The organism is Methylobacterium sp., assembly GCF_019750675.1.
In the GTDB taxonomy this organism is placed as follows: domain Bacteria; phylum Pseudomonadota; class Alphaproteobacteria; order Rhizobiales; family Beijerinckiaceae; genus Methylobacterium.
Genome location: NZ_JAIEOF010000085.1, coordinates 1 through 20,661 on the forward strand (window position 1 = coordinate 1; position 20,661 = coordinate 20,661).

At 70.0% G+C, this 20,661-nt stretch carries 21 protein-coding genes; 8 read left to right on the forward strand and 13 right to left on the reverse strand.

Going from position 1 to position 20,661, the window contains the following annotated elements; translation table 11 throughout:
• Positions 1-280 (forward strand): hypothetical protein (locus tag K2X24_RS04265; RefSeq protein WP_292494987.1); only part of this gene is annotated, 280 nt, incomplete at its 5' end.
• A gap of 32 nt (positions 281-312) precedes the next feature.
• Here K2X24_RS04265 and K2X24_RS04270 read toward each other — a convergent pair.
• Both K2X24_RS04270 and K2X24_RS04275 read right to left on the reverse strand, forming a co-directional pair.
• Positions 313-516 (reverse strand): hypothetical protein, encoded by a 204-nt coding sequence (locus tag K2X24_RS04270; RefSeq protein ID WP_292494988.1) that lies wholly within the window; start codon positions 514-516, stop codon positions 313-315.
• A 113-nt stretch (positions 517-629) separates the two neighbouring features.
• A complete protein-coding gene (locus K2X24_RS04275; RefSeq protein WP_292494990.1) occupies positions 630-3,047 on the reverse strand; it encodes a PAS domain S-box protein in 2,418 nt (805 codons plus the stop codon).
• A gap of 286 nt (positions 3,048-3,333) precedes the next feature.
• Here K2X24_RS04275 and K2X24_RS04280 point away from each other — a divergent pair, with 286 nt between their 5' ends.
• The 6 genes from K2X24_RS04280 to K2X24_RS04305 all read left to right on the forward strand — a co-directional run bounded on the left by K2X24_RS04280 (position 3,334) and on the right by K2X24_RS04305 (position 8,919).
• Complete coding sequence (locus tag K2X24_RS04280; RefSeq protein WP_292494992.1) at positions 3,334-4,443, forward strand: HWE histidine kinase domain-containing protein; 1,110 nt, start codon at positions 3,334-3,336, stop codon at positions 4,441-4,443.
• Positions 4,440-4,898, forward strand: coding sequence for a response regulator (locus tag K2X24_RS04285; protein WP_292494994.1), 459 nt, complete (start codon positions 4,440-4,442; stop codon positions 4,896-4,898). Before K2X24_RS04280 ends, K2X24_RS04285 begins: the two co-directional genes overlap by 4 nt.
• 105 nt (positions 4,899-5,003) lie before the next feature.
• Positions 5,004-6,257 carry a LarC family nickel insertion protein gene (locus tag K2X24_RS04290; RefSeq protein ID WP_292494996.1) on the forward strand — a complete coding sequence of 418 codons (1,254 nt, stop codon included), beginning with the start codon at positions 5,004-5,006 and terminating at the stop codon, positions 6,255-6,257.
• On the forward strand, positions 6,254-7,081 hold the full coding sequence (locus K2X24_RS04295) for an adenine nucleotide alpha hydrolase (protein WP_292494998.1): 828 nt from the start codon (positions 6,254-6,256) through the stop codon (positions 7,079-7,081). The genes K2X24_RS04290 and K2X24_RS04295 overlap by 4 nt, the downstream gene beginning before the upstream one ends.
• Complete coding sequence (gene larB, locus K2X24_RS04300; protein ID WP_238280926.1) at positions 7,078-7,761, forward strand: nickel pincer cofactor biosynthesis protein LarB; 684 nt, start codon at positions 7,078-7,080, stop codon at positions 7,759-7,761. The genes K2X24_RS04295 and larB overlap by 4 nt, the downstream gene beginning before the upstream one ends.
• Before the next feature lie 48 nt (positions 7,762-7,809).
• The gene (locus K2X24_RS04305; RefSeq protein WP_292495000.1) at positions 7,810-8,919 is read left to right on the forward strand and encodes an aldo/keto reductase; all 1,110 of its coding nucleotides are present in this window, start codon (positions 7,810-7,812) and stop codon (positions 8,917-8,919) included.
• A 94-nt stretch (positions 8,920-9,013) separates the two neighbouring features.
• Here the strand turns inward: K2X24_RS04305 and K2X24_RS04310 are convergent, their stop codons facing one another.
• From K2X24_RS04310 to K2X24_RS04350, 9 genes are all read right to left on the reverse strand, one after another.
• Positions 9,014-10,030 carry an ABC transporter substrate-binding protein gene (locus tag K2X24_RS04310; RefSeq protein WP_292495001.1) on the reverse strand — a complete coding sequence of 339 codons (1,017 nt, stop codon included), beginning with the start codon at positions 10,028-10,030 and terminating at the stop codon, positions 9,014-9,016.
• A 40-nt stretch (positions 10,031-10,070) separates the two neighbouring features.
• Entirely contained in the window at positions 10,071-11,711 is a 1,641-nt protein-coding gene (locus K2X24_RS04315) for a thiamine pyrophosphate-binding protein (RefSeq protein WP_292495003.1), read from the reverse strand.
• A 40-nt stretch (positions 11,712-11,751) separates the two neighbouring features.
• The gene (locus K2X24_RS04320; protein ID WP_292495005.1) at positions 11,752-13,482 is read right to left on the reverse strand and encodes an FAD-binding protein; all 1,731 of its coding nucleotides are present in this window, start codon (positions 13,480-13,482) and stop codon (positions 11,752-11,754) included.
• Positions 13,482-14,087 (reverse strand): fumarate hydratase C-terminal domain-containing protein, encoded by a 606-nt coding sequence (locus tag K2X24_RS04325; protein ID WP_292495006.1) that lies wholly within the window; start codon positions 14,085-14,087, stop codon positions 13,482-13,484. The genes K2X24_RS04320 and K2X24_RS04325 overlap by 1 nt, the downstream gene beginning before the upstream one ends.
• Before the next feature lie 26 nt (positions 14,088-14,113).
• Positions 14,114-14,986, reverse strand: a complete 873-nt coding sequence (locus K2X24_RS04330) for a fumarate hydratase (protein ID WP_292495008.1) — start codon at positions 14,984-14,986, stop codon at positions 14,114-14,116.
• Between the two features lie 25 nt (positions 14,987-15,011).
• Entirely contained in the window at positions 15,012-15,392 is a 381-nt protein-coding gene (locus K2X24_RS04335) for a succinate dehydrogenase (RefSeq protein WP_292495010.1), read from the reverse strand.
• The gene (locus K2X24_RS04340) at positions 15,389-15,718 is read right to left on the reverse strand and encodes a succinate dehydrogenase (protein WP_292495012.1); all 330 of its coding nucleotides are present in this window, start codon (positions 15,716-15,718) and stop codon (positions 15,389-15,391) included. The genes K2X24_RS04335 and K2X24_RS04340 overlap by 4 nt, the downstream gene beginning before the upstream one ends.
• A complete protein-coding gene (locus tag K2X24_RS04345) occupies positions 15,715-16,437 on the reverse strand; it encodes a succinate dehydrogenase/fumarate reductase iron-sulfur subunit (RefSeq protein WP_366934436.1) in 723 nt (240 codons plus the stop codon). Before K2X24_RS04345 ends, K2X24_RS04340 begins: the two co-directional genes overlap by 4 nt.
• Positions 16,438-16,503: 66 nt before the next feature.
• On the reverse strand, positions 16,504-17,523 hold the full coding sequence (locus K2X24_RS04350) for an ABC transporter substrate-binding protein (protein WP_292495016.1): 1,020 nt from the start codon (positions 17,521-17,523) through the stop codon (positions 16,504-16,506).
• Positions 17,524-17,628: 105 nt separating this feature from the next.
• Here K2X24_RS04350 and K2X24_RS04355 point away from each other — a divergent pair, with 105 nt between their 5' ends.
• Positions 17,629-18,423, forward strand: coding sequence for a GntR family transcriptional regulator (locus K2X24_RS04355; RefSeq protein ID WP_292495018.1), 795 nt, complete (start codon positions 17,629-17,631; stop codon positions 18,421-18,423).
• A gap of 27 nt (positions 18,424-18,450) precedes the next feature.
• Here the strand turns inward: K2X24_RS04355 and K2X24_RS04360 are convergent, their stop codons facing one another.
• Positions 18,451-19,314 carry an ABC transporter permease gene (locus K2X24_RS04360; RefSeq protein WP_292495021.1) on the reverse strand — a complete coding sequence of 288 codons (864 nt, stop codon included), beginning with the start codon at positions 19,312-19,314 and terminating at the stop codon, positions 18,451-18,453.
• Between the two features lie 28 nt (positions 19,315-19,342).
• Positions 19,343-20,137, reverse strand: a complete 795-nt coding sequence (locus tag K2X24_RS04365; RefSeq protein ID WP_292495020.1) for an ABC transporter ATP-binding protein — start codon at positions 20,135-20,137, stop codon at positions 19,343-19,345.
• Positions 20,138-20,661 lie beyond the last annotated feature (524 nt).

Here is a 20,661-nt window from a genome sequence, read left to right on the forward strand (position 1 = left end):
CGACGAGGCCTTCTCGAAGCTCGATGTGCGCAATTCCCAGGCCCTCGTCGACCTCTACCAGGCCTGGGGCCTGCAACTTCTCATCGCCGCACCGGAGGACAAGCGCACCACGCTGACCGAGGTGATGGACACCATCGTCACCGTCTACAAGAACCCGGACCTGACCTCCGTCCGCATCGAGGCCGAGCACCCGTTGGAGGCGGCCAAGCGGGCGCTTGCGGCGATCAACCCGGAGCGCCAGGGCATCGAGGGGTTCCGCCGGCCGGACGCTGCCGCCTGAGCGCGGCGGCAGCGTTTCTGCGTTTCCGGCGATCAGATTCCGGCGGAAGCCTGGGGGTCGACGGTGCCGCCGTCCTGTTCCTGCCGGTCGTCCGCCGCTTCGTCGAAGGCCTGCGCCCAGGCCTGGTGGTCCTCGCTGCCCTCCGCGTAGGGGTTGCTGTCCCGCTGCTTGCCGTAGAGGCGCGCGTTGCGGCCCTTGATGAAGGGACTGTCGCTCGCGGTGGCGCCTTCGCTCATGTCGGTGTCTCCCTCTCGTGCCGCGTGATGCGTGGTCCGATGACCGCCGTCGGCACCTCGAACTTCCAACACGGGCGAACGAGCCCGGGTTCAACCGAAGTGGAGACGGACGGTCACGATGCCGCGGCCTGTGCGACGGCACGCCGGAGGATGCGCGAGAGGTCTTCGACCGAGTAGGGCTTGCGCAGCAATTCGAAGCCGTGCGTCCCCTGCTCCGCGATGACGTGGCTGTAGCCGGAGGCCAGCACCACCGGCAGCGCCGGCCAGTCACGCCGGATGGCCTGGCCGAGATCGATCCCGTTCATGCCCGGCATCACCACGTCCGAGAAGACGATGTCGACGGTCCCGTCCGTCCGGCGCAGGGCCTCGAGGGCCTGCTCGGCGTCGGTCACCCACCGGGTCACGTAGCCGAGTTCCTGCAGCGCCTGGGTCGCGAAGGCGCCGACCTCCAGGTTGTCCTCCACCACCAGGACCCGGGTGCCGTGCCCGTCGGCGAGTTCGGCCGGCTCGGGCAGGGGCTCCTGCGGCGCGGCGGTGCCGGCGACCCGGGGCAGGTAGAGCGTGAAGGTGGTGCCGCGGTCCAGGACGCTCTCGACCAGGACCTCGCCCCCCGATTGCTTCGCGAAGCCGAAGACCTGGCTCAGTCCGAGACCCGTGCCCTGCCCGACGCCCTTGGTGGTGAAGAAGGGCTCGAAGATCCGCTCCAGCACCTCCGGGGCGATGCCCGAACCGGTATCGGAGACCGACACCGCCACGAAGTCGCCGCGCATGCGCGGATGCGCCCGCACCGCCGGAATGGCGAGCGTCCGCCGGACCCGGATGGAGAGGCGGCCCTCGCCGTCCATCGCGTCGCGGGCATTGACGACCATGTTCACCAGCGCCGTGTCGAACTGGCTCGGGTCGGCATCCACGAGGCAGGTCAGCGGGGTTCCGTCCGGCGCGCGGCCCGGATCGACGTCGGTCTCGACCCGGATGCGGGCACCGGTCAGCGTGCCCACCATGTCGGCCACGGAGGCGACGCTGCGGGCGACGTCGAAGACCTCCGGGGTCAGGGCCTGGCGCCGGGCGAAGGCGAGGAGCTGGCCCGTGAGCTTGGCGGCCCGCGAGACGGTGTCGGAGATCGCGCCGATGTAGCGCTGGCGGCGCTCCTCCGGCAGGTCGGGCCGTTTCAGGAGGTCGGTGGACGACTTGATGACGGTCAGCAGATTGTTGAAGTCATGCGCGACGCCGCCGGTGAGCTGGCCCACAGCCTCCAGCTTCTGGGACTGGCGCAGCTGATCCTCCAGGGCCTTGCGCTCCGTGACGTCGCGCCCGGCGGCGTAGAAGTGGTCGCCCTGCGGAATCGCGTTCCAAGAGATCCAGCGCACGTCGCCGTCCACGGTCTTCATGCGGACATCGAGGTTGTCGAGGATGTTGCCTTCGCTCAGGCGTTCGACGGCCGCCCTGGCCGCGTCGAGGTCCTCGGGATGGAGGAAAACCTCGAAATGCGCGTCCGTCAGCCGCTCGGCGGGCCAGCCCAGCATCTCGGTCCAGGCCGGGTTCACGGCCCGGTAGATGCCGTCGTAGCCGCAGATCACGAGGAGGTCGCGGCTCGCGCGCCAGACCAGGTCGCGCTCCGTGGTCCGTTCCCGCGCCGTGGTGCGCAGCAAGGTCTCGGCCTCGCGCCGCTCGGTGATGTCGTTGAACAGAATCGCGACGCGGTGCTGCACCGGCTCGCCGACGCGCAGGGCGTGCACGTCGAACCAGCGCCCAAGGGCGACGGCGCCGCTCTCGAACCGCGCCGGCTGCCCGGTGAGAGCGACCGTACCGTAGGTGTCGAGCCAGCGGGGCTCGAGGCCGGGGATCACTTCGCTGACCCAGCGCCCGACCACGTCGCCGAGGCCGGCCTGGCGTTCGAAGGCGGGATTCACCTCGAGGAAGCGGTAATCGACGGCACGCCCGGCGGAATCGAAGCGCATCTCGACGATGCAGAAACCGGCATCGATGGCGTCGAACAAGGTGCGGTAGCGCGCCTCGCTCTCGGCGAGCTTGCCCTCTTCGGTCCGGAAACGCGTGACGTCGAGCTGGCTGCCGAAGAAGTAGCGCAGCTGTCCGTCCGGTGCGTAGACGGGGCTGATGTAGAGTTCGTTCCGGAAGGGCGTCCCGTCCCGGTGATAGTTTACGATCTCGACCACGACGTCGCGCCGTGCCGCGATGGCGTCGCGGACGCGCGCCACCTCGGCCGGATCGGTTCGGGCCCCCTGAAGGAAGCGGCAGTTGCGGCCGAGGAGTTCGTCGGCGCCGTAGCCGCAGAGGTCCTGGAACGCACGGTTGGCGAAGACGATCGGGTTGTCGGGCTGGTGCGGGTCGGTGATGATCATCGGCATGCGGGTCTTCTCCGCCGCCGTGAAGAGCAGGTCCGACCCGGCGGCCGACGTGCGCTGACCCGGATCGGGCGCCCGTACGCTGGCATCACGCTCCGCGCGCAGGCGCGCGACCTCCGCCTCCAGCTCCCGTTCCCTCCGGCGAAGCTGCTCCAGCGCGTCGTGCATGGGCTCCCGTTCGATCCGCTCGGCGTCAGGGCCCGGGTTGCGGGCCGGTCTCCGCGTCCACGTCGAGCGCTTTAGCCCACGCCGGCCGGTCCGTCGATCACGCCGAGGGGTCGTGGATGAGCGCTTCGAAGCGTGCCGTCGCACGAAGGGGTTGTGGATGCCGGGGGCGGTGCGGCCCGCCCCCTCGACACGGAACCATTCCGTGGACCATGGATTGCGCTCTGAGTCGCCGATCGATGAAATGCCCGGGCCGCCGCGCCGGGGGGCTTTGGAGAATGCGTCCCTCGTGCCGAGCCGTGGACCGATCGCGTCGTACGATACCGCCACCACGACCCTTCCGACGCTGCGGCGCGGCTCGCAGCTGCACGAGACCGAGCGGCGCCTGAACGCGGTCCTGAACAACGCCTCCGTGGCGATCTTCCTGATGGATGACCGCCAGCACTGCGTCTACATGAACCGGGCCGCCGAGCTGCTGACGGGCTTCAGCCTCACCGAAGTCCTCGCCCGGGATTGCCCGCTCCACGACATCGTGCACCACACCTACCCGGACGGGCGGCCGTTCCCCCTGCACGAATGTGCCATCGACCGAGCGTTCCCCGAGAACAACCAGGAGCGCGGCGAGGAAGTGTTCGTCCACAAGGACGGCCACTTCTATCCGGTCGGCTTCACCGCCAGCCCGATCCGCGACGACGGCGCCAAGATCATCGGCACGATCATCGAGGTGCGCGACATCACCGAGGAGAAGGCGGCCGCCGAGCGCCAGCGCCTCCTGACGAACGAGCTCAACCACCGCGTGAAGAACACCCTGGCGACCGTCCAGTCCATCGCCGCGCAGACCTTCCGGAGCCGCACCGACCAGGTCGCGCGCGCTGTGTTCGACGCTCGCATGGTCGCGCTGTCCAACACCCACAACGTGCTGACCGCCGAGAACTGGGAGAGTGCCGGCCTGCGCAGCGTGGTGGAGAGCGCCCTGGCGCCGCACGCGCTCGCGGAGATCGACACCGCCCGGTTCGACCTCGTCGGCCCCGATACACGCCTTCATCCCAAGGTTGCCGTGACCCTCGCCCTGGCGCTGCACGAACTCATGACCAACGCGGCCAAGTACGGCGCCCTCTCCGTCCCGGAGGGGCGCGTCGCCGTGCATTGGACGCTGACCCGGATCGGCGCGGGCGAGCAGCTCGACATGACCTGGACCGAGACGGGCGGGCCGGCGGTGACCGAGCCGACCCGCAGGGGATTCGGCTCGCGGCTGATCGAACGCCAACTGCCGATGGAGTTCGACGGCACCGCGGTGATCGCCTACCCGCCGACGGGCGTCGTCTGCACGCTGAAGATCCCGCTCACGACACTCGGCTGGCACGGCCGCGACGTCGTCCTGGGGCGCGACGCCCGATGAGCGATCTGGAGGGACGACGCGTTCTCCTGGTGGAGGACGAGAGCCTGGTGGCGATGCTGGGCGAGGATATGCTCCTCGACCTCGGCTGCGAAGTGACCGTGGCCATGCGCCTCGAGAAGGCCTTGGCGCTCGCCCGCAACGAGGCCTTCGACATGGCGATCCTCGACGTGAACCTCGGCGAGACCGTCAGTTATCCGATCGCCGACGTACTCTTCGAGCGCTGCATCCCCTTCATCTTCGCCACGGGCTACGGCACGAGCGGAATCGCGCCCACCTACAATGCGATCCCGGTGATGCAGAAGCCCTATCAGCTCGGCCAGATGGCTACTCTCCTCAAGCACCTCCTCAACTGCGAGACGCTGGTGCGGAAGGGGGGTGCGCCGGGGACCGGAGTTTCCTGCACCTGCGCCCTGACGCCCGGCCGCACCGGGCCGACGGCGATCCGGATCGACTGAGGGCGGAACCGCTGCGGCCTTCGGTCCCCATCGCGGCGCGCTTGCCTCCGGACCTTTCCGACCGATGTCACGTTCCATTGCCACGGACCGTGAACGCCAGACCGCATGCAGATTCATCTCGACGCCCTCGGCGGCGTGGCCGGCGATATGTTCGCCGCCTCCCTTCTCGACGCCTTTCCCGAGCTTGAGGCCGGGGTGCTCGCGAGCATCCGGGCGGCCTTGCCGGAGGTTTCCTGCGAGTGCATCCGCCACAACGACGGGATCCTGGCGGGGCGCCGCTTCGTCGTGGCTCGGTCGGGCGAACCGGATCGGACGACGCACCACCATCATCATGAGCAGGATCACGCGCACGATCACCCGACTACCCACGCGCATCGGCACTGGTCGCAGATCCGCGCCGAGCTGGAGCGGGCGCCGCTCGCATCCGACGTCCGGTCGCACGCCATCGGCATCTTCACCCACCTCGCCCAGGCCGAGGCCCGCGTCCATGGCATCGCGGTGGACGCGGTGGCTTTCCACGAGGTCGGCGCCTGGGATTCCGTCGCCGACATCGTGGCGGCGGCGCACCTGATCGCGCATCTCAAGATCACGGCGGCGAGCGTATCGGCCCTGCCGCTCGGCTCAGGCCGGGTGCGGACGCAGCACGGGCCGCTGCCGGTACCGGCTCCAGCCACCACCCTCCTTCTGGAAGGTTTCGCCACCCTCGACGACGGCATCCCGGGGGAGCGCGTGACCCCGACCGGCGCCGCAATCCTGCGCCACCTGCGCGATTGGGCCCCGCCCGCGCCGGCGGCCCCGCGCACGCTCGCGGCCACCGGCATCGGCTTCGGCAGCAAGACGCTACCCGGCATCGCGAACTGCCTGCGCGTGCTGGCCTACGCGGAGGCCCCGGCAGCCGGAAAGCAGCCCGAGCACCGTGAACTCGGGATCATCGAGTTCGAGGTGGACGATCAGTCCGCCGAGGAACTCTCCATGGGGCTCGACCGCCTGCGCGCGCATGCCGACATCTTCGACGTCGTGCAGATGCCCGTCTTCGGGAAGAAAGGGCGCATGATGACCCATGTGCGCGCGCTCGCCCGGGCCAGCGCCCTCGAATCCGCGATCGCGGCCTGCTTCACCGAAACGACCACCATCGGTCTGCGCCACCACATGGTCTCGGGCGCTGCCCTGCCACGCCGATCGCAGACCGTCACCGTCGCGGGCCGGCCGGTGCGCGTGAAGGTGGTGGATCGGCCCGGCGGCGCGACCGCGAAGGCGGAATCCGACGATGCCCTGGCCGGCGAAAGTCACGCCGCGCGCGCCTCCCTGCGCCGGGCGGCCGAGGCAATCGCCCTGCATGCGCGGGAGGACGAGGCATGAGTTCCGCGTCGCGCGATCGGCTCGGAGTCGTACTCGGCGAGATCGGGCCGCTCGCCGTCGCGGTGAGCGGCGGGGTCGACAGCCTGACCCTGGCCGCAATGGCGCACCGCGTCCTCGGCCACGAGAGCGCGCTGATGGTGCACGCGGCCTCGCCGGCCGTGCCGGGGGAGGCGACCGAGCGCGTGCGCGCTGAGGCGGATCGCAGCGGCTGGTCCCTCCGCGTGGTGGAGGCCGGCGAGTTCGCCGATCCGAACTACCGGGCGAACCCGGTGAACCGGTGCTTCTTCTGCAAGACGAACCTCTACGGCACGATCCGGAGCGTGACGGACCGCCCCATGGTCTCCGGCGCGAACCTCGACGACCTCGGCGAGTATCGCCCCGGTCTCGACGCCGCCCGCGAGCACGGCGTCCGCCATCCCTACATCGAGGCCGGATTCGACAAGGCGGCGGTGCGGGCCCTCGCGCGCGATGTCGGCCTCGGCGCGGTCTCGGACCTGCCGGCGGCGCCCTGCCTGTCGAGCCGGGTCGAGACCGGCATCCGGATCGAGCCCGAGACCCTGGCCTTCATCCACCGGGTGGAAACCCTGGTGGGGGCGGCCCTCGGCGCCGTGATCGACCCGAAGCGGGCGGTGCGCTGCCGTGTCCGCGCGGCCGGTATCGTGGTCGAACTCGACCCGAACAGCCTCGAACGGCTCGATGCGGATGCGCGCGCGGTCCTCGCGGCGCGCATCGGCGCCGAAAACCCGAAGGGTCTGCCGGATGCCCCCGTGCGTTTCATGGCCTACCGGACCGGTAGCGCCTTCCTGACCGGGAGCGCAGCATGAGCATCGCGGACGAATTCGTGCTCGACTTCGCGCGCCCGGAACGGATCGGCCTCGAAGAGGCGATCTACGCCGCCGGCAAGTCGGCCGAACAGATCGACGCGATCCTGGACGCCGCGGCGGCGCGGGATGCGTCCCTCCTTCTGACGCGCCTCGATCCGGACAAGCACGCGGCGCTCGCGGCAGCGCATCGGGCGCGGATCGACTACTGCGCCGTCTCGCGCACGGCGATGTTCGGTTCGCGCCGCACGGTCGCCGGCCCCGCCCGTATCGGCATCGTGGCGGCCGGCACTTCGGACATTCCCGTGGCGCGGGAGGCGGAGCGCACGCTGGCCTACCAGGGTGTCGCCAGCACGCTCTTCGCCGATGTCGGCGTGGCGGGGCTGTGGCGGCTGACCCGACGCCTTGACGAGATCCGCGCGCACCCGATCCTCATCGTGGCCGCCGGCATGGACGCCGCCTTACCCAGCGTCGTCGGCGGCCTCGTGTCGAGCGCGCTGATCGCGGTGCCCACCTCCGTCGGTTACGGCGTCGCGGAGGGCGGTCGCACCGCCCTAGACGCCATCCTGGCGAGCTGCGCGCCCGGCATCACCGTCGTCAATATCGACAACGGTTACGGCGCGGCCTGCGCCGCCCTGCGCTGGCTCCACGCCGCCCGCATCCTCGCCGCCGGAGAGGTCTAGGATGCGGACCCACCCGGATATCGCCCTCGTTCGACACGGAGATCGACCATGGAACGCCGCAGCTTCCTCCAGGGCGCCGCACTCGGCGCCGGCCTCGCCGCGACCGCACCGGCGGGTGCGGCCGTGACCGCGCCCGACTTGCCCAACACCCGTCCGAAGGACCCGGCCGACCTGCCCCTGGTCACCGATCCGGGTGAACGCCGGGGCGAGATGCTCTACCGCGCCTTCGGACGCCACGCCGAGAAGATCTCGGCGATCGGCATGGGCGGCTTTCACCTCGGCAAGAACGCGGTCTCGGACGAGGAGGCGACACGCCTCATCCACGCCGGCATCGAGCGCGGCATCACCTTCATGGACAATTGCTGGGACTACAACGGCGGCCGCTCGGAACTGCGCATGGGCGTCGCCCTTTCGCAGGGCGGCTACCGCGACAAGGTCTTCCTGATGTCCAAGATGGACGGCCGCACCAAGCAGGAGGCGATGCGTCAGATCGACGAATCCCTGAAGCGCCTGCGCACCGACCGCATCGACCTCGTGCAGCACCACGAGATCCTGCGCTTCGACGACCCCGACCGGGTCTTCGCCGAGGGTGGCGCCATGGAGGCCTTCGTCGAGGCGAAGCAGGCCGGCAAGCTGCGCTACATCGGCTTCACCGGGCACAAGGACCCCCGCATCCACCTGCAGATGCTGGAAGTCGCCGAAGAGCGCGGCTTCCACTTCGACTCCGTCCAGATGCCGCTCAACGTCATGGACGCGCATTTCCGCTCGTTCGGGCACCTCGTGCTGCCCTATCTGGTCCAGCACGGCATCGCGGCGCTCGGCATGAAGACCTTCGGCGACGGCGTGATCCTGAAGAGCGACGCACCGATCAAGCCGCTCGAATACCTTCACTTCTGCCTGAACCTGCCGACCAGCGTGGTGATCACCGGCATCGAGAGCCAGCGCGACCTCGACCAGGCCTTCGAGGCGGTGAAGACCTTTGTGCCCATGGACAAGGCGAAGGTCGCCGCGTTGCTGGAGCGCAGCAAACCCTACGCCCTGGAGGGCAAGTACGAGCTGTTCAAGACCTCCGCCACCTTCGACGGCACGGCCAAGAACGCGGCCTGGCTCGGCGAGGACGTGGAGAGCGTCAAGAAGCTCGCGCCGACGATGGAGTAGGGACCGCACGCTCTCGGCGGCGAAGGGGTGGCGCCCGATGCCGCCGAGCCTGGGGGCCGTCTCGGCGGATCGCCCCGAGGACCCGGCCGGTGCCTCAGCTTCCGGGCTTGCCGTGGACGTTGGCGAAGAACAGCTCGCGCCAATCCTTGGCGCCGCGCCGGATCGCCTTCGTCCGGGCCATGAAGTCGACGTAGCGCAGGATCGCCTGGGGCGTCGTCGTGAAGGCGACCTGCGGCGAGGCGAGGATCGACGCGATCAGGCCCACATCCGACCCGTCGCGGGCAAGACGCGCATAGGCCTGGGCGGCGGATTGCGGATCGCCCGCGATGGACGCGACCGCCTCCTCCAGGGCCGCCATGAAGGCGGCGTGGACGGTCGGATTAGCCTCCACGAAAGAAGCGGAGGCCCAGACCACGTTGAAGGTCGAGGGACCGCCGAGCACGTCGAAGGTGTTGAGGATCGTCCGGATGCCGGGGCGGCGCAACTCAAGTTCCTGGATCGGCGCGGCGGTGAAATGCGCGCTGATCTCCTGGCCCGCCAGGAGGGCGGCCATCCCGTCCGGGTGGGACAGGGTCACGGTCAGGCGGTCGAGGTCGTTGCGCCGGGCCTCCCCGAGTTCTTTCTCGGCCGCCATCTGCAGGAACATGGCCTGCACGGAGACCTTCACGGCGGGCAGTGCGATCTTGTCCCGGTCGGTGAAATCTCCGAGCGATCGGATGCGGTCCGCGTTCGTGTTCATGAGGAGCGGCATGGCGTTCATCGCCGCCACACCCTTCACCGCCATGCCGGTCCCCTCCGTCTTCGACCAGAGCAGGACGAGGGGCGGCACGCCGCCGGCCACGAACTGGACCGAGCCGGACAGGAGCGCATCGTTCATCGCCGCGCCGCCCGCGAGGGTGACGAAGCGGGCGCCGAGGCCGGGCAGGCCCTTCGCCGCCGCGTGCTTTCGGAGCAGGCCCTGTTCTTCCATGATCATCAGCGGCAGGTGCCCCAGGCTCGGCTGGCGGGCGACGACGACCTCCTGCACCTCTGCGCGTGCCGACCGCACGCCTCCGAGGAGGGGCAGGCCCGCGCCGAGCAGCGCCCCGGCCAGAACGTCGCGTCGGCGCATGTGAACCTCCCTGGGTCGAAACCGTGGTGGGGATGTGCGGTCAGCCCACTTTCGGCCGGCGGATGACGGGGGCCGGCACGCTCTCGATCAGCACATTGAGGCAGGCCGGGAGGCCGCTGGCATGAGCCTCCTCCAAGGCCTGCGGCAGATCCTCGGCCCGGGTGACGAGGGCGCCGTGGCCGCCCAGAGCCGTCACGACGCGATCGTAGCGCGAACTCAGCAGCTCGCAGTGGCGCGCCCGCTCCGGCCCGTAGTTGCGGAGCTGGATCTGGTACTCGGCGTTCCAGCGGGCGTCGTTGCCCACCACCGCGATGAAAGGCAGGCCGTAGCGCACGGCGGTGTCGAACTCGGCCATGTGGAAGCCGAAGGTGCCGTCCCCCAGGACCGCCACGATGGGTCCCGCCGGGTCGTGGAGCCGGGCCGCCAGGGCGAAGGGCAGCGACGCGCCGATGGTGCCCGAGACGCCGTTGATGAGGCGCCGGGGTGCCTCCACAAGGGCCTGGGGCCATTGACCGATCTCGCCGCCGTCGCAGATCAGGGTGCCCCCGGGATGCCGGTCGAGGAAGGCGGCGACGCCGCGGCACAGCTCCACCGGATGGAGGCGCCCTTCCGCGCCGCGCCGGTCGTTCCAGTCCGGGGGGCGGTACGCCACCGCCGCCCGCACGGCGGCCGGCCAGTCGGTCCGGTCGTCGTGGCGGCGGGTGTCGAAGTATCGGGCGAGGGCCGCGAGGGTCGGCAGCGCATCGGCCGCGCCGGAGACGGCGAGGCGGCCCGCAGCGACCCGCGCGGCGAGGGCGGGGTCGGGGTCGATGACGACGAAGCGGCAGACCGGCGCCACCGCGGGCGCCTCCCCGAACTTCAGGGTGAAATCGAGGGGCTTGCCTACGAGCACGAGGCAATCGGCCTGGGCCAGCACCTCGGCGAAGGCGCCGAGGCTCGGATCGTTGAGGCCGCGCGGGCTCTCCATTCCGAGGACGGGCACGCCCGAGGCCGCCTCCAGCGCCGCCATGCGGGCGCGTCCCTCGGCGCCGCAGGCGACCGGGCCGCACAGGATCAAGGGGCGCTGCGCCCGGCCGAGTTCCGCCGCGACATCCGCTATCAAATCGGTGCTCGGCTCACCGACCCGGATCGCGACCTCGGCGGGTGCCGGGGATGCGGTCTCGGCGTGCGCCTCCAGGAGGTCGACCGGCAGACTGAGATGGACGGGCCCCGGCCGGCCCTCGCGGGCGATGCGCAGGGCTCGGGCGATGTCGTCGGCCAGCGTGTCGACGGAGGCTGCCGTCCAGGAGGCCTTGGTCATCGGCCGGGCGATGTCGGCCTGGGCGAGTTCCTGGAAAGCGCCGCGCCCGATCTCCAACAGCCCGGCATGGCCCGAGAGCAGCAGCACGGGGCTCTCCGCCGCGAGGGCCGTGAACAGGGCGGCGGCGCCGTTCGTCTGCCCCTGGCCGCCGGTGACCAGGGCGACCCCGACCTCGCCGGTCAGTCGGCCCCAGGCGTCGGCCATATGCACGCAGGCGGCCTCCTGGCGGACATGAACCACCGCGATGTCCGTGCCCAGCAGGGCATCGAAGATCGGCATGATGTGGTTGCCCGACAGGGTGAAGATGCGGCGGACGCCGAGGCGCTCCAGCGTCTCGACGACGATATCGGCTCCGCGCGGCCGGCCCCGGGACTGGTCCATGGCGTCTCTCTCCGAGATCGGTCGGGTTGGGGACGCGGCCTCAGGCCGCCGCGTCGAGGAGGGAGGCGCCGGGGCGCACATGGGTGAAGGCGACGGGCTCCATGGCGACGTCGAGCGCGTCCCCGGCTTGGCGCACCACGGTGTAGTGCGAGGTGGCGAGATCCGAGGCGTCGGGGAAGTCCTCGCGGAAATGCGCACCGCGGCTATCGGTGCGGGCCAGGGCCGCAGCCTGGATCGACCGGCTGACGAGGACGAGGTTCTCGAGGTTGAGCCGGTCCATCCAGGTCAGGTTGTAGCGGCGGTCGCCGTCGGGGATGCCCGCCTCCGCCACCGCGGCCGCGAGGGCGTCGAGGCGCTCGCCGGCCCGCGCCAGCCCGGCCGCGTCGCGCAGGATGCCGACATCGTCCCACATGGTCGCGTAGAGGGCCTCCCGAATCGCCTCCAGGTCTCCGGTCGGGCGCCCGAGGGGACCGTAGGCGCGGGCGAGCCCCGCTTCCACCGCGTGGGGATCGGGCTCGGCGAGAGCTCGCACGCCCCGGATGTCGCGGGCCATGGCGGAACCGGCCAGGCCGCCGAAGACCGTCGAGTTGGCGACGCCGTTACCCCCGAGACGGTTGGCGCCGTGCACCCCGCCGGTGTCCTCGCCCGCCGCGTAGAGACGCGGCAGCTCGGTGCCGCAGCCGGGGCGGAACTCGACCCCGCCCATCATGTAGTGGGCGGTGGGGATGACCTCGACCCGGCCCCCGGCGAGATCGAAGCCGCAATCGGCGCAGCGCTCGACCATGCCCTTGAACTTGCGCCGCACATCGTCGGGCCCGAGATGACTCATCTGGATGTAGACGCCCCCGTTCGGAGTGGCGTGGCCCTCGCGGATGCGCCGCATGATCGAGCGGCTGACGACGTCGCGGGTCGCCCGCTCCGCGCGCGGGTCGTAAGTGTGCATGAAGCGCTCGCCCCCGGCGTCGAGGAGCCAGCCGCCGGCGCCCCGCAGGCCCTCCTCCAGCACCGTGCCGGTCATCCGCGTTCCGGCGCCGGCGAGGAGGCCGGTGGGATGGAACTGGACCATCTCCATGTCGCGCAAGGGGAGGCCTGCGCGCAGCGCCATGGCGAGGCCGTCGCAGGTCTTGTCGCCCGAGGGCGTGTGGAACTTGTACATCGTCGGGCCGCCGCCCGTGGCCAGCAGGGTCGCCTTGGCGCGTACCAGGACCGGAATCCCGGTCCGCATGTCGAGCATGAGGACGCCCGCCAAGCCGGAGCCGTCGGCGGCCGGGATCAGCTCGAGGGCGCGGTGATCCTCCAGGCGGCGGACGTCGCGACGCCAGACCTGCTCGGAGAGACGATTGATGATCTCGATGCCGGTGAGGTCGCCCTTGTGCACGGTGCGGTCGAAGGTCTGTCCGGCGAAGGCCTTCTGGTGGACGCTGCCGTCGGGGTTGCGGTCGAAGAAGCAGCCGAGCTCGGTCTCCAGCTCGCGGATGCGGACCTGCGCCTCCGTGACGAGGGTCCAGGCCAGCTCCTGGTTGTTGAGCCACTTGCCGCCCTCGATCGTGTCCATGAAGTGGCGCTCGACCGAATCGCCCGGGGCGAGGGCGACGTTGTAGCCGCCCTGGACCATGCGGGTGCAGCCGCACTTGCCGAGCAGTCCCTTCACCGCGACGGTAACGTCGAGGTCGGGGGCGGCCTTCTTGGTGTGCAGGGCGGCGAACAGGCCGGCGCCCCCCGAGCCCAGGATGAGGATGTCTGTCTCGATCGTCTTCGGCACGGTGCGCATCAGGCGGCTCCCAGGCTCGCGATGACGGCATCCCGCCGGCCGGCGACGTCGCGCTGGACGTCGGCGAAGAGCGAGCCGCCGTGGGAATCCATGCCGACCAGGAGGGGACCGAAATCGCGGATCGCGAATTTCCACAGGCTCTCGGGATGCAGATCGTCGAGGTCGATGTCCTCGATCCGCTCGATCCAGGTGGTCTCGAGGGCGGCCGCGCCGCCCACGATGGCGAGGTAGGCGCCGCCCTGCTCGGCGAAGGCATCGAGGGTCTTCTGACCCATGCCGCCCTTGCCGACGATGAGGCGCACGCCTTCGCGCCGCATCAGGGCCTCGGTGAAGCGCTCCATGCGCATCGAGGTCGTCGTGCCGATGCAGAATGGCGCATAGCCGACCGGGGCCTCGGGGGAGACCGGGACGCGGTGGACGTTCGGCGCAGTGTGGATCACGGCGTGGCCGGTCAGATCGAGATGCGTCCGGCGCTCCCGGTCGAACATGTGGATCAGGGTGGCGTCGCGGATGCCGAACAGGGTCTTGCGCAGGGTGACGGTGTCGCCGACCCGCAGGGTGCGGGCTCGGGCGGCGTCGATGGGCATGTCGAGAACGTGGTGCATGGCGTGGCCCTCCCGGAGGCGGCAACTCAGTCGAAGGCGATGCCGCCCGGCGTGAAGGTCGCCTTGGCTCGGCGAGCCGAGTGGCACTGGATGTTCACCGCCACCGGGTTCTGGGTGATGTGCGTGGCCGCCACCTCGACGTGAACGGCAAAGCTGGTGGAGCGCCCGCCGAGCCCCTGGGGACCGATGCCGAGTTCGTTGACGGCGCGCGACAGCTCCGCCTCGATCCGGGCGCCCTCGGGGTCGGCACAGGGGGTGCGCAGCTTGCGGGTGGCCGCCACCTTGGCCAGATGCATGCAGAGGTCCGAGGTGCCGCCGATCCCGACGCCCACGATGGTCGGCGGGCAGACGCGGCCGCCGAGCTCGATCACCCGATCGATGACGAAGCGCTTGACCGCGTTGATGCCGTCCGAGGGCAGGAGCATCTGCAGGAACGAGCCGTTCTCGGAGCCCGAGCCCTTCGGGATCATCTCCACCGACACGGTCTCGGGCCGGTCGTCGAAATCGACGTGGATGATCGGCACGCGGATGCCACAGGAGGTCTGCTCGTTCACGCGGGTGATCGGATGGACCACGGAGGAGCGCAGGGAATGCTCGGTGGTCGCGCGTTCGCAGCCGCGCCGGATGGCGGCCTTGAGATCCGCGCCCTCGAAGCGCACGTCGCGCCCGATCACCACGTTGTAGATCGGGATGCCGGTGTCCTGGCACAGGATGTTGCGGGTACGCTCGGCCACCGCGATGTTCTCCACCATGGTGCCGAGGATCGCCCGGCCGGTGGCGCTGGTCTCCTCGCGCGCCAGATCGGCGAAGCCGGCCTTGATGTCGGGCGGCAGCAGCTTGAGGGCGCGGACGTAGAGGTCCTTGCACACCGCTTCGACTTCCGTGAGGTCGAGGTCCATGCCGGTCTCCCTTCGGGGGTTGAGCTCAGGCGGCGCCGAGCAGGAAAAGGAGCCCGACGGCGAGACCCGCCGCCACGCAGACCGAGACGACGAGCGCCGTCCGCTCCCGGGTGACGAACCACTCGAGGGCCAGCACGCGCAGGCCCAGGACCATGTGCAGGGCGAGCGCGCTGACGAGGCCCCACTCGGCCGTGCGCACGAAGCCGTTATGGGTCAGCCCGAGGAAGCTCTCGAGGCGGTCGGCCCCCTGCAGCGCGGTGCCGAGGGCGATGAAATGCATCGGCAGGAACAGGGCCAGGGCGACCCCCGAAAGGCGATGCAGCAGGGCGGCGGCGAAGCCTGCGCGCGGACGGGCCGCCCGGAAGGCGCCGCGCCGGGGGAGGGCGGTCTGCGTTCCGGCGCTCATGCGACGTACACCGCGAGGGCGGCGCGCAGGCCGAGGACGAGGAGGAGCGCCGCGACGCCGAGCATCGCCCCGTCGAGGGAGCGTCCGCGCCAGGAGGTCCACTCGCGCAGGATGCTGCGCAGGCCGATGGGCGCGTGGATCGCCGCCGCCACGACGAAGACGCCGTAGAACACGAGGAAGGCGAGGTTGCCCTGCGTCCGGCCCAGGATTTCCCCGGCGGTCAAGCCGCCGCGCACGGCGTACAGGATCGTGCCGAGATGCACCGCCACCGCCACCGCGAGGATCACGGCGGTGCCGCGCTGGGCCACGTAGAGGAGCGGGCTCATGCCGACCTCCGGAAGTGCCGCGAGCCGAAGCGTTTCAGGGCGGACCGGGCGGTTGCGCGCTTCAGGCCCGCGATGGCGAAGGTCGGCGCCAGCGCCTTGGGGCAGTGCTCGGTGCAGCTCATGTGGGTGTGGCAGGACTGGCAGCCCGCATCGCCGGAGACGGCCTTCAGCCGCGCCGCCTGTCCCTGGTCGCGGACGTCGTTCACCAGGGTCCAGGCCCGGTTGAGGGCCGCCGGACCGAGATAGTCCGGGTTCCACGCGACCACGTCGCAGGCGGCGTAGCAGACACCGCAATTGATGCACTCGATGCCGGCATCCACCGCCCGGCGCTCGGGCGAATCCGGCGCCACCACGGCGAAATCCTCGGGCGGCGCGTCGCCCGGCTCGAAGGCGCCGTGGGCGGCCGTCCACTTCTCGAAGAACGGCTCCATGTCGACAGCCAGGTCCTTGACCACCGGCAGGTTGCGCAAGGGCTCGAGGGTCAGGCCGTCCTCCTCCGCCACCGCCGCGACCCGGGTTCGGCAGGTCCAGCGCGGACGCCCGTTCACCATCATGGCGCAGGAGCCGCACATGCCGACACGGCAGGCGAAGCGGTAGGCCAGGGTCGGGTCCTGCTCGCGCTGGATCTCGGTGACCACGTCGAGGATGGTCTGGGCCGAGCGGCGCGCCACGGTGAAGGCCTGGAAGCCGTCCCCCCGCCGGATGCGCACCGTCAGCATCGCGTCGGGCGCGGGTTCGACCGTGGGGTCCGTCAGGGCGGCGGCTGGAATCGGAGCGTTCATGCCTCAGCGCTCCGCCTTCGCGGCAACGCCGGGAAAGAACAGCTCGCCCTGGTCGGTGGCTTTGGCGGCGACGAGGCCGGCGCGGTTCATGTAGTCGAGATAGGCCAGCATGTTGAGGGGCGCGCTGGTCCACTGGGTCTGCGGCGCGCGGATGATCTCAACCGCCTCCGCCTCTGTCAGCCGGGCGTTCTCCGCCTTGATCCAGAGTGCGGCGACCCGGGCGGGCTCGGCCTTGATCAGCGCCAGGCTCTCGTCCAAGGCGGCCCGGAAGGCGGCCACGATCTTCGGGTTGGCGGTGACGAAGCGGCTGCTCGCCCAGACGAGGTTGAAGGTGTGCGGCCCTCCGAGGACGTCGTAGCTGTCGAGCACCTTGCGCGCCTTGGGGTCCTTCAACTCCATCTCCTGGAACGGCGGCGATCCGAAATGCGCGGTGATCTCCGAGCGGCCGCCGAGCATCGCAGTCTGGGCGTCGGGGTGGCCCATCGAGACCGTGAGCGGATCGAGCTTGCCCTGCTGGCCGGGGCCGAAGGCCTTCTCGGCGGCCATCTGCAGAGTGATGGCCTGGATCGAACTCTTCACCGTGGGCAGGGCGATCTTGTCCTTCTCGGTGAAGTCCTTGATCGACTTGACCGCCGGATTAACGCTCACCAGCCAGAGCGGCATGGCGTTCAGGGCCGCCACGCCCTTGATCATCAGGTTGCCGCGGGTGCGGCCCCAGATCGTCAGCATCGGCCCGACGCCGCCGGCGGCGAAATCGAGGTTCCCGGAGAGCAGGGCCTCGTTCATGCCCGAGCCGCCGGTGAAGCGCAGCCACTCCGTCTTGAGCTCCAGGCCCTGCTGGCGGGCCTGCTTCTCGAGGAGCTTCTCCTCCTCCATCACGGTGAGCGGCAGGTAGGAGATGCCGAACTGCTTGGCGAGGCGCACCACGGAGGCCTCCGCCCGGGCGGATCCCGCACTGGCCAGAAGGCTCGCCGAGACCAGGGCCGCGGCGCCGCAGAGCCGGATGAGACGGCCGATTGCCATGAGTTCCTCCTGCGTAGGCCCGAATTCTCTGGTCCGGTGCCGAGCGCCACGATAGCCTCGCGCAGACCGCTGTCAACGGTCATATGTCATATACATGAGTTGCCGATGTCCAACCGCATGCGGGGCGCCACCGATCCCCAGGCGCAACTCGAAGTCCCGGCCGCTCCGGTGACCGCGCCCGTGACGGTGCCTTTGGCGAGCCGCCCGCTCTACCTGCAGGCCCGCGACCTGCTGCTGCGCCGGATCGTGGACGGGACCTGGAAGCCGGGCGGCTATCTGCCGAGCGAGCCGCAACTGGCCCTCGACCTCGGCGTTTCCATCGGGACGATCCGAAAGGCCATGGAGGACCTCGTCGGGCAGGGGCTGCTGGAGCGCCAGCACGGGCGCGGCACGCAGGTGGTGCCCCATTCGAGCGACCGGTCGCGCTTCCGCTTCCTGCGCTTCGTCCACGGCGACGGGCGGCCGTTCCGCCCCGTGGCGTACGTTCTCTCGGCCGGCACCGCGCGGGCCGACGCGCAGGACCGGGCCGCCCTCGGGCTGGGGGCGGGGGCGAAGGTAATGGTCCTGCTGCGCACCCGCAGCGAGGACGGCGTGCCCATGATCTACGAGCGCATCGCGCTGCCGGCCGAGCGCTTCGCCGCGCTGAAGCCGGAGCCCGGCGCCGAGATGCTGGAGGAGATCTACGTGCTCTACCAGGCGCGCTGCGGCCAGACCGTGGCGCGGGCCCGGGACACGATCGCCACCGACCGGGCGAGCCCGGCCATGGCGGATGCCCTCGGCTGTCCGCCGGGCGCGCCCCTGCTGCTGGTGCGCCGGGTCGCGGTCGCCCTCACGGGTGACCCGATCGAGTACCGCCAGAGTTGGACGGCGGCGCTCCACTACCGCTCCGACCTCGACTGACGGAGCGGATGTTCGTCCGGGCCCGCCTCAGGCCTGCATGCCCCAGCGCTGCAGAGTGCGGCGCTCGATGGTCTGGAAGATCAGGTTCTCGACGCAGAGCCCGATGAGGATCACCGTCAGCAGCCCCGCGAAGACGTTGGGGATGTCGAGCATGTTCTTGTTCTCGAAGATGAACCAGCCGAGGCCGCCCGATCCCGAACTGACGCCGAAGACGAGTTCCGCGGCGATCAGGGTGCGCCAGGCGAAGGCCCAGCCGACCTTGAGGCCCGTGAGGATGCTGGGGAAGGCCGCCGGGATCAGGATCTTGGTGATGAGCCGGCTCCCGCGCAGGCCGTAATTGCGGCCGACCATCTTCAGGGTCCGAGAGACCGAGAGGAAGCCCGAATGGGTGTTGAGGGCGATGGCCCAGGTCACCGAATGGACCAGCACGAAGATGAGGCTGCCATTGCCCAGCCCGAACCAGATCAGCGCCAGGGGCAGGAGCGCGATCGCCGGCAGCGGATTGAACATCGACGTCATCGTCTCGAGGAAGTCGGTGCCGATGCGCGAGCTGATCGCGATGCCTGTGAGCAGCGTCGCCAGCACGATGCCGAGGCCGTAGCCGATCAACAGGACCTTGATCGAGCCCCAGGCCCGCATCGGCAGCGTGCCGTCGGCGACGCCGCGACCGAAGGCCGATACGGTGGCGGAGAAGGTCGGGAACAGGAGGTCGTTGTCGAGGAAGCGCCCGTAGGCCTCCCAGATCAGGGCCAGTACGGCCAGGATCACGAGCTTGCGCAGCCAGCCGTGATTGTAGAGGCGCTCGAGGGTCGAGAGCGGCTTCTCGACGATGGCGCCGCCATAGGCACCGCCGGTCTCGCGGACGATCTCGGGGCGGGCGGGGCGGAGCATGACGGGGGACACCAGCGCCTTCGCGGTCCTAGACATTCTCCGCCTCCTTGATCTCTTCGGAAAACAGCATCTGGTGGATGCGCTGTTCGAGCAGCAGGGTTTCCTGCGGTGAGCCGGCCGTGTTGAGCTCGGCCTTGACCTCGCCGGGATGGGGCGAGAGCAGCAGGATGCGCGAGCCGATCTTGATCGCCTCGGGAATGGAGTGGGTGACGAACAGCACCGTGAAGCGGGTCTCCTCCCAGAGGGCCAGGAGTTCGTCCTGCATCCGTCGCCGCGTCAGGGCGTCCAGCGCCGCGAAGGGCTCGTCCATGAGCAGGATGTCGGGCTCCATCGCCATGCCGCGCGCGATGGCGACGCGCTGCTTCATGCCGCCCGAGAGCATGTGCGGATAGCTGTCGGCGAAGGCCGAGAGATTGACCTTGTCGATATAATGCATGGCTCGCTCGTCGGCGGCCCGGCCCGACAGGCGCCCCGAGGCTTCCAGGGCGAAAGCCACGTTCTGGCGCACGGTCTTCCACGGCAGAAGCTGGTCGAATTCCTGAAAGACCATCATCCGGTCCGGTCCCGGCTCGGTGACGACCTGATTCTTCAGGCGAATCTGCCCCTCCGTCGGCGCCATGTAGCCGCCGACCGACTTGAGGAGCGTGGATTTCCCGCAGCCCGAGGGGCCGAGCAGGACGAACCGGTCGCTCGGGAAGACCCGAAAGCTGACCCTATAGGTCGCCGTGACGAGGTGATTGGGAGTCTTGTACTGCAGCGTGACGCCGTCGACTTCCAGCAACGGCTCAGTAAAGTCCGATGGCAAGCCTGTTACCAAGCTCATAACATCCTCCCTTAGGCCACGCGCGCGGCGGCAATGCTGATTTTACGAGCGGTCTGAAGCCGCTTTTCGATACGGACGCCCGCCCCGCCGGACCCGAAGCGTCGGAGCGGGCGGAAGCGTCGGTCGCGTTCCCTGGATACCAAGCACGATCCTTCCTGTAAATATAATAGCTATCTATTATAAGACAGGATTATATTCTGTGGTTGACGGCTGTTTCCGTTCGCGATCGCCTTGGACGCGTCGGGTTTCCATCTCTTTCGGCGCCGAGATCAGTCGACGACGGACGTTCTCAACCGGCAAGGCATCGTCGCGCGGCACCTGCATGTTGGGACGCGACGAACACCATCGGCACGACGAGCCGACACGAGGCGCCGATGCCCGTGCGCGTGAGCCCGGCCCTTGAGCGGGACACGTCCGACATCCCCTATCGTCCATCGGCGGCCTGAGATTCTGGGCGGGTCGTAGCCGGCAACTGTGCCATCGGTCGCCGAAGCGATGACGTGGCTCCCGCAGGTGCCCGAGAA

What these genes read in the sequence shown, in the direction of transcription:
- K2X24_RS04340 (WP_292495012.1), bottom strand. Translation starts at nt 15,718, where the DNA reads ATGAGCCCGCTCCTCTACGTGGCCCAGCGCGGCACCGCCGTGATCCTC.
- K2X24_RS04295 (WP_292494998.1), top strand. Translation starts at nt 6,254, where the DNA reads ATGAGTTCCGCGTCGCGCGATCGGCTCGGAGTCGTACTCGGCGAGATC.
- K2X24_RS04315 (WP_292495003.1), bottom strand. Translation starts at nt 11,711, where the DNA reads ATGGACCAGTCCCGGGGCCGGCCGCGCGGAGCCGATATCGTCGTCGAG.
- K2X24_RS04275 (WP_292494990.1), bottom strand. Translation starts at nt 3,047, where the DNA reads ATGCACGACGCGCTGGAGCAGCTTCGCCGGAGGGAACGGGAGCTGGAG.
- K2X24_RS04290 (WP_292494996.1), top strand. Translation starts at nt 5,004, where the DNA reads ATGCAGATTCATCTCGACGCCCTCGGCGGCGTGGCCGGCGATATGTTC.
- K2X24_RS04270 (WP_292494988.1), bottom strand. Translation starts at nt 516, where the DNA reads ATGAGCGAAGGCGCCACCGCGAGCGACAGTCCCTTCATCAAGGGCCGC.
- K2X24_RS04345 (WP_366934436.1), bottom strand. Translation starts at nt 16,437, where the DNA reads ATGCTGACGGTGCGCATCCGGCGGGGGGACGGCTTCCAGGCCTTCACC.
- K2X24_RS04350 (WP_292495016.1), bottom strand. Translation starts at nt 17,523, where the DNA reads ATGGCAATCGGCCGTCTCATCCGGCTCTGCGGCGCCGCGGCCCTGGTC.
- K2X24_RS04355 (WP_292495018.1), top strand. Translation starts at nt 17,629, where the DNA reads ATGTCCAACCGCATGCGGGGCGCCACCGATCCCCAGGCGCAACTCGAA.
- K2X24_RS04305 (WP_292495000.1), top strand. Translation starts at nt 7,810, where the DNA reads ATGGAACGCCGCAGCTTCCTCCAGGGCGCCGCACTCGGCGCCGGCCTC.
- larB (WP_238280926.1), top strand. Translation starts at nt 7,078, where the DNA reads ATGAGCATCGCGGACGAATTCGTGCTCGACTTCGCGCGCCCGGAACGG.
- K2X24_RS04330 (WP_292495008.1), bottom strand. Translation starts at nt 14,986, where the DNA reads ATGGACCTCGACCTCACGGAAGTCGAAGCGGTGTGCAAGGACCTCTAC.
- K2X24_RS04310 (WP_292495001.1), bottom strand. Translation starts at nt 10,030, where the DNA reads ATGCGCCGACGCGACGTTCTGGCCGGGGCGCTGCTCGGCGCGGGCCTG.
- K2X24_RS04325 (WP_292495006.1), bottom strand. Translation starts at nt 14,087, where the DNA reads ATGCACCACGTTCTCGACATGCCCATCGACGCCGCCCGAGCCCGCACC.
- K2X24_RS04335 (WP_292495010.1), bottom strand. Translation starts at nt 15,392, where the DNA reads ATGAGCGCCGGAACGCAGACCGCCCTCCCCCGGCGCGGCGCCTTCCGG.
- K2X24_RS04320 (WP_292495005.1), bottom strand. Translation starts at nt 13,482, where the DNA reads ATGCGCACCGTGCCGAAGACGATCGAGACAGACATCCTCATCCTGGGC.
- K2X24_RS04285 (WP_292494994.1), top strand. Translation starts at nt 4,440, where the DNA reads ATGAGCGATCTGGAGGGACGACGCGTTCTCCTGGTGGAGGACGAGAGC.
- K2X24_RS04365 (WP_292495020.1), bottom strand. Translation starts at nt 20,137, where the DNA reads ATGAGCTTGGTAACAGGCTTGCCATCGGACTTTACTGAGCCGTTGCTG.
- K2X24_RS04360 (WP_292495021.1), bottom strand. Translation starts at nt 19,314, where the DNA reads ATGCTCCGCCCCGCCCGCCCCGAGATCGTCCGCGAGACCGGCGGTGCC.